Source organism: Pseudomonadota bacterium, from assembly GCA_039815145.1.
In the GTDB taxonomy this organism is placed as follows: Bacteria; Pseudomonadota; Gammaproteobacteria; order Steroidobacterales; family JBCBZW01; genus JBCBZW01.
In genome coordinates, this window is sequence record JBCBZW010000060.1 from 18,135 (window position 1) to 28,519 (window position 10,385).

The window sequence follows — 10,385 nt, forward strand, 5'->3', positions numbered from 1 at the left end:
TTATGTGTTGGGGGCGCTGACGATCGCAGTCGCTGGCCGCACTGCAGCACCCTGAAGTGGCAAGTCGTGGACGGTCTCGAAAAGTATCCAATGAATCGAAGCATCATCATTACCTGCGCCGTGACCGGATCTGGCGACACGGTGGGGAAGTCGCACCTGGTTCCTATCACGCCAAAGCAAATCGCGGATGCTTCGATAGAAGCGGCCCAGGCTGGCGCTGCGGTAGTTCACATTCACGTCCGTGATCCGCAGACGGGAGCTCCAAGCCGCGATCCCACGCTCTATCACGAAGTCGTCGAGCGCATTCGAGCTGCGAGCCAGGACGTCGTCATCAATCTGACCACCGGTATGGGAGGCGATCTCTACCTGGGGCCCGACGAGGATCCGCTCGCGCTCGCCGCGCAGACCGACATGGTCGGTCAGCTCGAACGTATGCAACACGTGGAAGCGCTGCTGCCGGAGATCTGCTCCCTGGATTGTGGATCCTTCAACTACCCGGGCGGCAACTACGTCTACATCTCGTCGCCGGACATGCTGGAGCTTGGGGCCAGGCGCCTGCAGGAGATTGGCGTCAAGCCGGAACTCGAAGTGTTCGACCTCGGACATATCTCCTTTGCCACGCAGATGATGCGCGATGGCCTGCTGGATTCCCCACCGCTGTTCCAGGTTTGTATGGGCGTGCGTTGGGCCGCGGAGGCGACGCCGCGCAATTTCATGACCATGGTCGACAACTTGCCCAAGGATGCAAACTGGGCGGGGTTTGCGCTAGGGGCCTTGGAGATGCCAATGGTGGCCCAAGCGGCCTTGCTAGGTGGCCATGTGCGCGTGGGCCTGGAAGACAATCTCTATCTGGAACGGGGAAAACTCGCCTCCAATGCGCAGCTCGTGGAACGAGCAAGGACGATTCTGGAGAATATGGGGGCAACCTTGCAGACCCCTGCAGAAGCGCGTGAGACCTTGAGCGTGCAAAAGCAGGAGGTACCCGCCTTGATGAGGGGGCCCGAATGATGGTGGCGTACCGAGGCGTTGCGCATCCGTGGCAGTGCGACGTCATGGGGCACATGACAACCCGCCACTACGTGGCGATGTTCGATGATGCGTCCTACCACCTGTTGCACGAGGTGTTCGGTTGGGCCGCTGGCGATGCTGGAGTGGGGTGGGCCGATGTCAAGCACACCATTGAGTACAAGGACGAGGTTGGAAGCGGCGATTTGCTCGAAGTGCGCGGTCGACTCGAGAAGATCGGCGGCAAGTCCGTCACCGTTCTCTACGACATGCACAACCTGACCCGCAACAACCTCGCGGCGAGCCTGGAGAGTATCTCAGTCTACTTCGATCTGAAGGCTCGCAAAGCCGTCACGGTGCCGGATGAACTCAGGCAGCGTGCTGCTCGGTTCCTGGACGCTGCCAGCTAGGCAACTACTAGCTAATTCTACGGGGCGCGCGCGGGTGAGCGGTAGACGGGGATGCCATCCACGCCAACCACCGGATCCCCGGTCAGGATGAAGTCGCGGATCAAGGCGTAGTACCCCTCGGCCTTGCGGGTCACCTTGCGCGTGCCGTCCGCGGCCTGAGTGAACTCCACGATGCCGTGGTCCGTGTTCGGGAACACCACGACGTCCAGTTCGGGGCGACTTTCCTGCACGTCGATCAGGATCTCGAGGGTGGTTTCACTCGGCGCCACGCGGTCCTTGCCCGCGAGGATCCATAGCTGGGGCATCGTGAGGGATTCGATCACGGGCCGCGGGGCGTAGTCCCAGGAGGTGCCGACGTCGAGCCAGGGGCCGACCAAGCGAAGGCCGATGTTAGGTGTGCTCAGGAACTGGCCGGTGAACTCGCCCTCGATCACCTCATACCAGGGCTCGTCGCCAAACTTCTTGCGCACGGCGCTCAGCTCGTCGAAGCCCTCCTTGAAGCGCGAGGCGATGACCCGGCCGGTGGCGTCGGTGATCTCGCGGGCCTGGGCGATCACGTTGTCGCCGTAGCCCGCCTCGCGCAGGTCGAGAAAGACCTCTTCGCGATCTTCGGCGAGCGGTCCCACGGCCATGCCGTAGGCGGCGATGACGAACGCGGCGCCGTCCTTGGAGGCGGCGAAGGGCGCCACCCAACCGCCCTGACTGCCGCCGAGGTAGCCGATGGGGATGTCCTCGCCGAAGAGGCGCCTGGCCTCGCGCCGGGCGCGTAGGGCGTCGCCAGCGAGGATGTCGAAGTCTTGGGTGTACTTGCCCGCCGAGGCGCCGGTGCCGCGCTTATCGTAGGCGAATACGCCGATGCCGAAGGCGGGCATGATCGACTGCAGGCGTCCGCTCACCCGGCCCGACCAGCGCTCCGAGCCGTGCACGGACACGACGATCGCCCGAGTGGGCGCGTCGGCCGGCAGCACGAGACGGCCGGCGCGCTTGCCATCGACGCCGTCGAACACGGTCTCGGTGACCGTGTAGGGAATCCTCTCCCCCGTGCGCGTGACGCCACCCTGGGAGAACGCGATGGCGGGCTCGTCGCATGCGCCCAGGGTGATGCTGACCGCTTCCCCAGCGCTCGAACCCCGCCACTCACCGTCTTCACCCTCGAGCACCGTGCCCGTGATGCCGCTGACGAACTGGTAGCGAAGGTCACCGGGATCGCGGGGGATGAGGCCCATGACGCTGCCGTCCTCAAGGCGGTAGCCGCCCGCGTGGCAAGCCGTCTCCGGTGGGATGGGAAGGTCGCCGCTGCAGGCGACGAGGGCGGACGAGAAGGCGAGGAGGGCGGTGAACCGGATGAGGTGCATATGAGGTTCTCGTACAGAACTGGGGGCTGATGTTGCGATGGGGCCATTCAGGCAAGATACGTGGAGCCACCGGAGGGTCGCGGCCGACACCACTAGCCTGGCACGCGGATCGCCCCTTCCATCAACACCCGGGCACTTCGCGACATGCGCACGCGGTGTACCTGCCAACGGCCCGCATCGTCGCTGCGCACCTCAGCCCCGACCGCCAAGGTGCCCGAGGGATGGCCGAACACCACGCGGTCGCGCTCGCCACCGCCCGCCGCGAGGTTGACCAGCGTACCGGGGATGGCGGCCGCCGCAGCGATCGCCACCGCGGCGGTGCCCATCATGGCGTGGTGCAGCTTGCCCATGCTGAGGGCGCGCACGTTCAGATCGATGCGCTCGGCATCGATCTGCGCCCCGCTCGAGGCGCGGTAGGCCGCAGGCGTGGCGACGATGGCCACCTTGGGCGTGTGCTGGCGTTTCTCCGCCTCGCTGAGCGCGGTGATCAGGCCCATCGCCATGGCCCCGTGGGCGCGGATCGTCTCGAAGCGGCTGAGGGCGCTCGGGTCGTTGTTGATGTCCGGCTGCAGCTCACAACCGCTGTAACCGAGCGCCTGCGCCTCCACGAACACGGTCGGTATGCCGGCGGTAATCATCGTAGCCCGCAAAGTGCCGACCCCGGGCACGGCGAGCTCATCGATCAGATTGCCTGTGGGCAACAGGGCTTCGTCGGGATCCACCGGGGTCATGAAGTCCACCGGCACTTCCGCGGCCGGAAAGGTGACGCCGTCGAGCTCGAAGTCACCCGTCTCCTGCACCTGGCCGTCACGCACGGGTACATGGTTGACGATGGTCTTGCCGATGTTGGCCTGCCAGATGCGCACCTCGCAGGTGCCCTCGCGCGGGACGCGCGCGGGATCCACCAGACCGTTGGTGATGGCGAAGGCGCCGACGGCGGAGGAGAGATTGCCGCAGTTGCCGGACCAGTCGACGAAGGGCTGGTCGATGGACACCTGCCCGAACAGGTAGTCGACATCGTGGTCGGGCCGGGCGCTGGGCGAGACGATCACCACCTTCGAGGTGCTGGAAGTGGCGCCGCCCATGCCGTCGGTGTGCTTGCCGTAGGGGTCCGGGCTGCCGATCACCCGCAGGCACAGTTGATCTCTCGCCTCACCGGGCTGTTGGGCGGCGGCGGGGAGGTCGTCGAGCTTGAAGAAGACGCCCTTGGAGGTGCCGCCACGCATGTAGGTGGCGGGGATGCGTAGCTGCGGCGCAGGGGCGGCGCTCATGCCGCCTGCGCCTCGCCCGTCGAATGCGCGCTCATGCGGCCACATCCCCGTCCAGGAAGTCCTTGGCGAAGCGCTGGAGCACGCCGCCGGCCCCGTAGATGGTCACTTCCTCAGCCGTGTCCAGGCGGCAGGTCACGGGCACTTGCACCGTCTCGCCATCGCGGCGGGTGATGACCACGGTCATCTGGGCGCGGGGGGCGATGTCGCCCAGCACCGTGAAGGTCTCGCTGCCGTCGATGGCGTAGGTCTCACGCGTGTCGCCCGCCTGGAACTCCAGCGGCAGCACGCCCATACCGATCAGGTTCGTTCGGTGGATGCGCTCGAAGCCCTCGGCCACGATCGCCTCCACCCCGGCGAGGCGCACGCCCTTGGCCGCCCAGTCGCGGGAGGAACCCTGGCCGTAGTCGGCGCCGGCCACGATGATCAGTGGCTGGGCGCGGTCCATGTAGCGCTCGATCACCTCCCACATGCGCATGACTTCACCCTCCGGTTCGAGGCGGGCGAGGGAGCCCTGGCGGATCTCGCCGTTCTCCTCGCGCACCATCTCGTTGAGGAGCTTGGGGTTGGCGAAGGTGGCGCGCTGGGCCGTGAGGTGATCGCCGCGGTGGGTGGCGTAGGAGTTGAAGTCCTCCTCGGGCAAGCCCATCTTCGCCAGATACTCGCCGGCCGCACTCGAGGCCAGGATGGCATTCGAGGGTGATAGGTGATCGGTGGTGATGTTGTCGCCGAGCACGGCGAGGGCGCGCATGTCGCGCAGCGTTCGCGGTTTAGCCAGGGCACCTTCCCAGTACGGCGGACGGCGGATGTAGGTGCTCACCTCGCGCCAGTCGTAGAGGGGCGAGGCCCGCTCGGCTTCCACCACCACCTTGGCGAACATGGGGTCGTAGACGTCGCGGAACTGCTGGGGCTTCACCGCGGACTTCACGATCGCATCGATCTCTTCATCCTTCGGCCAGATGTCCTTGAGGGTGATCGGATTGCCGTCGGCGTCGTGACCGAGGGCGTCCTTCTCAATGTCGAAGCGGATCGTGCCGGCGAGGGCGTAGGCCACCACCAGCGGCGGGGAGGCGAGGAAGGCCTGCTTGGCGTAGGGATGGATGCGGCCGTCGAAGTTGCGGTTGCCGGAGAGCACGGCCGTCGCGTAGAGGTCGCGCTCGACGATCTCCTGCTGGATGGCCGGATCCAGGGCGCCGCTCATGCCATTGCACGTGGTGCACGCGAAGGCGACGACGCCGAAGCCGAGCTGTTCGAGCTCCGGAAGAAGACTCGCTTCGCTCAGGTAGGTCTTGACGGTCTTCGATCCCGGCGCCAGCGACGACTTCACCCAGGGCTTGCGGGTGAGCCCTAAGGCGTTGGCGTTACGGGCGATCAGCCCTGCGGCCACCATGTTGCGCGGGTTCGAGGTGTTGGTGCAGCTGGTGATGGCGGCGATGATCACCGCGCCGTCGGGCATCTGCCCCGGCGTCTCCTCCCAGGCGCCGGCGATGCCGCGGCTGGCGAGCTCGGCCACGGGCAGCTTGGCGTGCGGGTTGGAGGGGCCGGCGAGGGTGCGCTCCACGGCGCTGAGGTCGAAGCGCAGCACGCGGTCGTACTCGGCGTTCTTCAGGTCTTCCGCCCATAGGCCTGTGTGGCGCGCGTAGCGCTCGACGAGCTGCACCTGCGCTTCGTCGCGCCCCGTGAGGCGGAGGTAGTCGAGGGTTTGCTCGTCGATGTAGAACATGGCCGCCGTGGCGCCGTACTCCGGGGTCATGTTGGAGATGGTCGCGCGGTCGCCCACGGTGAGGCTGTCCGCCCCTTCGCCGTAGCACTCGAGGTAGGCGCCGACCACGCGCTCGCGGCGCAGGAACTCGGTCAACGCCAGCACTAGGTCGGTGCCGGTGATGCCTGGGCGCAGGCGCCCCTGCAGTTCCACCCCGACGATCTCCGGCAGGCGCATCATCGAGGCGCGGCCGAGCATCACGGATTCCGCCTCGAGCCCACCCACGCCCACGGAGATCACCCCGAGAGCGTCGACCATGGGCGTGTGCGAATCCGTGCCGACGCAGGTGTCGGGGAAGGCCACGCCGTCGCGCACCTGCACCACGGGCGACATCTTCTCTAGGTTGATCTGATGCATGATGCCGTTGCCCGGCGGAATCACATCGACGTTCTCGAAGGCCTCCTTGCACCAGTTGATGAAGTGGAAGCGATCGGCGTTGCGACGCTCCTCCACTGCACGGTTCTTGTCGAAGGCATCCGCCTCGAAGCCGGCGTGCTCGACGGCGAGGGAGTGATCGACGATGAGCTGCGTCGGCACCACCGGGTTGACCTCGGCGGGGTCGCCGCCCTGGGCGGCAATGGCGTCGCGCAGGCCGGCGAGGTCCACCAGGGCCGTCTGACCCAGGATGTCGTGGCAGACCACCCGGGCGGGGTACCAGGGGAAGTCCCGGTCCCGGCGCCGTTCGACGATCTGGCGCAGGCAGTCGTCGAGGATCGCGGGGTCGCAGCGGCGCACCAGCTGTTCGGCGAGGATGCGCGAGGTGTAGGGCAGGGTGGCGTAGGCGCCCGGGCGGATGTCCTCGACCGCGCGGCGCGTATCGAAGTAGTGCAGATCCGTGCCCGGGAGCGGCTGTCGGTACTGTTCGTTCATGGCGCCAATGATACGCCGGTTCGGGCCCTTGCTCCTCTCCCGTCGGCGCCGCTACGCTCCTCGACAGACGAGCCAGCCGACGGGTCACCCGCCATGAATCCTTCCCCGCTCTTTCGAGAATCGCGTGAGGACGTGTTGCACGACCTGATGCGCGAGCACCCCTTCGCCACCATCGTCTCAGCGGCAGGCGGCGCCCTGAGCGCCGACCACGCGCCTCTGGTGCTGCACGAGGGGCAGGCCGGGGCGCCGAGTGTGCTGCGAGGACACCTCGCCCGCGGCAACGCCCTGGCTCGCGACGCGGCGGCGCCGATCGAGGTGCTGATCATCTTCCAGGGCCCCCAGGCGTACATCACGCCGTCGTGGTACGCGTCCAAGCGCGAGCACGGCAAGGTGGTGCCCACCTGGAACTACGTCGTGGTCCATGCGCGGGGCCAGCTGCGCTTCGTCACCGACACCCAGTGGCTGCTGGCGCACCTGCACACGCTGACCGACAGCCACGAGGGCGCTCGCCCCGCGCCGTGGGCCGTGTCCGATGCGCCGAACACCTACGTGGCCCAGCAACTGAAGGGTCTGATCGGCTTCGAGATCGACATTACCAGCCTCGAGGGCACCTGGAAGCTGAGCCAGAACAAGGGCGCTGCCGATCGCGCGGGGGTGGAGGCGGGCTTGCGCGGGGAAGGCGGTCCTCAGCACGCGGCGGTCTCTTCCTTGGTGCGCGAGCGCGGGCGCTCTTAGGGCGTGAGCGTAGCGTTGGTGATCGAATTCACTAAGTAAGCGATTCCCGAGACGGTCTACTCGCGCGGCAGTCGGGCGCCGCTCACGATCAGCAGATTGCCGACGTCGATACGACTGCCGGCGTTGCCGCGCATCTCGTTGATGACAAGATCGATGCGACCGTCGCCGTCCAGGTCCCCGGGCGCGGCGCTGTACATGAGCGTGTCCCCCGCGTCGGCCTGACCGCTGCCACCGCGGGCACCCAGGATGTCCGTGATGGCGAAGCCCTCGGGGCGCTGGCCGCTGGCCAGGTCGATCTGTGCTGGCCACGGTCCCGTCTGACCCCACAGCACGTGCACGGTGCCGGCCTGGGCCCGACCTGAGGGGCTGGCCAAGGGCGACGCCACGGCGAGGTCGGTAATGCCGTCGCCGTCGAAGTCACCGTGGGCGGAGGTGTCGGCACCGATCGCACCGGCCTCCGGGCCCGCGAGGGTGGAGAAGCTCAGGTCGTCGGGTACCGCATCCATGGCGAAGCGACGCCCGCGCAGATCCTGTGCCGTGAAGAACACGTGGCCGACGCCACTCTCGCTGCGGCCGAGGGCATCACCCCGGATGTCGCCGAGGAAGAGATCTGCGGCACCGTCGCCGTTGTAGTCCTCACCTGCCAGCATATCCTCGCCCAAACGCAGATTGGCGAAGGCACCGGGTACGGTGGCGCCATCGATGCGGGTCACGCTGCCGGGCGGCTGGTCCACCGCGATCGTGAGGCCCGCAGGCCACAGGGGATCGGTGGGAAAGTTGTCGTCCCAGAGGATGAAGGCGCTGCCGCCGAGGTTGCCGCCGTTGCGGGTGGCGGCACCGTCGGGCGCGCCCTCGGCGGGGAGCAGGCCCCCAGCCCGCGCGAGGGCGGCGGCAATGAGCACTTCGTCGCGGCCGTTGTCGTCAAGGTCACCTAGCGCGACCGTTGCGCCGAAGTGGTAGTCCGCCGCGCCCGGCGGCGGGGTGATCTTGAGGACGTGGCCGGCGATCGGGGTGGTGGCGAAGTCGGCTAGATCCACCGTCAGCGTCTGATCGAGATGGACCCCACCACGGATCAGCCACGCGCCGCCGCGGTTACGCTCGCCGTTGCCATCTTCCTGGTCCGCGCCGATCAGGAGATCTGGGATGCCATCGCCGGTGACATCGCCCGTGCGCATCCACATGCCGAGGCGGTCGAGTTCTGCCGCGCCCACGACGGTGAACACGGTCGCGTTGTTGGGTGGCGCAGCAAGATCCAGGGGCGTGTTGTCGCGCGCCAGGTCGCGCACGGTGGCGCCGCCGATGAGGATCGAGACAGCGCCGGCGCCGATGCGACCGGAGATCGGTTCGCGGTAGTTCTGCCGCGCGATGATCAGATCGCCCATGCCGTCGCCCGTCACGTCGTCCATCCAGATCTCGCTGCCGGTCACCTCCTGGCGGGCGGCACCGGCGATGACCAGCACGTCGTCGCCGTCGACGGCGCTGTCGATGTCGCCTCGGTCGAGGGTGCCGTCGCCGAGGACCAGGTGCACCTGGCCGGCATCGATGCGGCCGAAGGGAGCGGCCAGCATCGCGGACATGGCGTAGTCCTCCAAGCCGTCGCCGTCGATGTCGCTGCCGGCGGCGACGGGCACGCCGAACTGGCCGGTGGAGGCGGCGCCGGCGAGGCGCAACAGGCCATTGCCCGTGGCCGCGGCGGCCAGGTCGAAGACAGGCCCTGCGCTGGGTGCCGGTTCCGGCGGGCCCGGCGAAGGCGCAGTCCCGCCGCCACCGCCGCAGGCGCTCAGGAGCACGAGAGCGACGGCGCCGAGACTCCCCGCGACCCGAACCTGACCAGCAGCATCATGATGAACGCCAGGTCCAGCCGGACGCAGCCGCTCGGCAGATCGACGGATAGCGGGGCAGACGTTGAAGACACTGCGATCGGAACCCATGAAGGGAAACTCTCAGCGAAAGGCGGCACTTACCGTTGGGACAACGTACACCCGATGTCGTTCAGGGGAACTGGGCGACGCCCTTGGGTGGCGTCGCGGACGCAAGGGAACGTGCTCCGCTCTCGTAGGTCAGAAGGGGCCAAGCAGCGCCTGGGGCGACCTCCGCAAGGGCGATGTAACGTAACGCTGCGACGGCACAACTCCTGGCCACACTAAACAGGAGTGTTCAGGTTGGATTCATCGCCAACCGCACAGGCTAGGTGCTAACACCTGACGTTGACCCCTCGGCGGAGCCAATCGCGCAGGTGAGAAGAGAGGACGCGGGACCGACATCATGGAGAGCACACGCATGGTCACTGCCCAGGCCAAGGTTGCCGAGATCAAGACCCAGGACGAGGCGGCACGTTTCGCCCAGGAGTACCACGACGCCCTCGTGCGCCAGCTACGCCTGACCGCCCGACGCCAGGCCCGTGAGGCGGCCAATGGAGACTGGTCGGCCTTCCGCCGCTCAGGCGAGCGCCTGGAGGCGATCGCGGACAGCTTGAGCGCCCCCGATCAGCTGCCGCGCATCGCCTGAGCCTCGGCGCCCCAGTGAGGGGGTTTCCCGGTTGATGACGCTGTGACAGGACACGGCGTCCAATCGGCCATCGGAGTCAAGGATGAACACAAGTATTCGCCAGCTCGGCGCGCTCTTTGCAGCCGCGCTGCTGATCACGGGCGGGCTAGGGGCCACCGCGCACCTTCGCCCCGATCTGGACCTCGAACAGGTGTACGCCCCGTTGGATCGGATGTTGGTGGCCGTCGCCACGCGCCTCGAACTGGAAGACGCTAGCAGCCGACCTGATCTCCACGAGCGGGTCTTGGCGCGGGCCAAGATGGAGCCGCGCCTGGCAGCCCTGGCGGCAGCCGGTGAGACGCGACGTGTGCGAGTGGCTGTAGAACTCGCCCCAGCGCCGATGGCCGACGGGGAGGCGCTCTCGGCCGCGGATCTGGCGTCCCTGGGTGCCCGTTGGGTGGACGGGGAAGGAGGATTGATCGATCTGCCGGGC

The 10,385-nt window shown here is 67.5% G+C and carries 9 protein-coding genes; 5 read left to right on the forward strand and 4 right to left on the reverse strand.

The features are described from left to right. The first annotated feature begins 90 nt into the window (after positions 1–90). Both AAF184_15115 and AAF184_15120 read left to right on the forward strand, forming a co-directional pair. Positions 91–1,008 carry a 3-keto-5-aminohexanoate cleavage protein gene (locus tag AAF184_15115; GenBank protein MEO0423666.1) on the forward strand — a complete coding sequence of 306 codons (918 nt, stop codon included), beginning with the start codon at positions 91–93 and terminating at the stop codon, positions 1,006–1,008. Then, positions 1,008–1,415 (forward strand): thioesterase family protein, encoded by a 408-nt coding sequence (locus AAF184_15120; protein MEO0423667.1) that lies wholly within the window; start codon positions 1,008–1,010, stop codon positions 1,413–1,415. The genes AAF184_15115 and AAF184_15120 overlap by 1 nt, the downstream gene beginning before the upstream one ends. A gap of 17 nt (positions 1,416–1,432) precedes the next feature. Here AAF184_15120 and AAF184_15125 read toward each other — a convergent pair whose 3' ends face one another. The 3 genes from AAF184_15125 to acnD form a co-directional block, all read right to left on the reverse strand. Next, a complete protein-coding gene (locus AAF184_15125) occupies positions 1,433–2,770 on the reverse strand; it encodes an alpha/beta hydrolase (GenBank protein MEO0423668.1) in 1,338 nt (445 codons plus the stop codon). Positions 2,771–2,862: 92 nt separating this feature from the next. Beyond that, positions 2,863–4,041 (reverse strand): 2-methylaconitate cis-trans isomerase PrpF, encoded by a 1,179-nt coding sequence (gene prpF, locus AAF184_15130; GenBank protein MEO0423669.1) that lies wholly within the window; start codon positions 4,039–4,041, stop codon positions 2,863–2,865. A gap of 31 nt (positions 4,042–4,072) precedes the next feature. Further along, entirely contained in the window at positions 4,073–6,670 is a 2,598-nt protein-coding gene (gene acnD / locus AAF184_15135) for a Fe/S-dependent 2-methylisocitrate dehydratase AcnD (protein MEO0423670.1), read from the reverse strand. 93 nt (positions 6,671–6,763) lie between these two features. Between acnD and AAF184_15140 the strand changes: the two genes are divergently transcribed. Further along, a complete protein-coding gene (locus tag AAF184_15140) occupies positions 6,764–7,405 on the forward strand; it encodes an FMN-binding negative transcriptional regulator (protein MEO0423671.1) in 642 nt (213 codons plus the stop codon). A 56-nt stretch (positions 7,406–7,461) separates the two neighbouring features. On the opposite strand, the gene AAF184_15145 is transcribed toward AAF184_15140, so the two are convergent. After that, positions 7,462–9,195, reverse strand: coding sequence for a hypothetical protein (locus AAF184_15145; protein ID MEO0423672.1), 1,734 nt, complete (start codon positions 9,193–9,195; stop codon positions 7,462–7,464). Positions 9,196–9,670: 475 nt separating this feature from the next. Here AAF184_15145 and AAF184_15150 point away from each other — a divergent pair, with 475 nt between their 5' ends. Then, on the forward strand, positions 9,671–9,913 hold the full coding sequence (locus AAF184_15150) for a hypothetical protein (GenBank protein MEO0423673.1): 243 nt from the start codon (positions 9,671–9,673) through the stop codon (positions 9,911–9,913). 82 nt (positions 9,914–9,995) lie between these two features. Beyond that, the coding region (locus AAF184_15155; protein ID MEO0423674.1) for a hypothetical protein at positions 9,996–10,385 on the forward strand (390 nt) is incomplete at its 3' end.

Coding starts and splice junctions, on each gene's coding strand:
- acnD (MEO0423670.1), bottom strand. CDS start 6,670: ATGAACGAACAGTACCGACAGCCGCTCCCGGGCACGGATCTGCACTAC.
- AAF184_15125 (MEO0423668.1), bottom strand. CDS start 2,770: ATGCACCTCATCCGGTTCACCGCCCTCCTCGCCTTCTCGTCCGCCCTC.
- prpF (MEO0423669.1), bottom strand. CDS start 4,041: ATGAGCGCCGCCCCTGCGCCGCAGCTACGCATCCCCGCCACCTACATG.
- AAF184_15150 (MEO0423673.1), top strand. CDS start 9,671: ATGGAGAGCACACGCATGGTCACTGCCCAGGCCAAGGTTGCCGAGATC.
- AAF184_15120 (MEO0423667.1), top strand. CDS start 1,008: ATGGTGGCGTACCGAGGCGTTGCGCATCCGTGGCAGTGCGACGTCATG.
- AAF184_15115 (MEO0423666.1), top strand. CDS start 91: ATGAATCGAAGCATCATCATTACCTGCGCCGTGACCGGATCTGGCGAC.
- AAF184_15140 (MEO0423671.1), top strand. CDS start 6,764: ATGAATCCTTCCCCGCTCTTTCGAGAATCGCGTGAGGACGTGTTGCAC.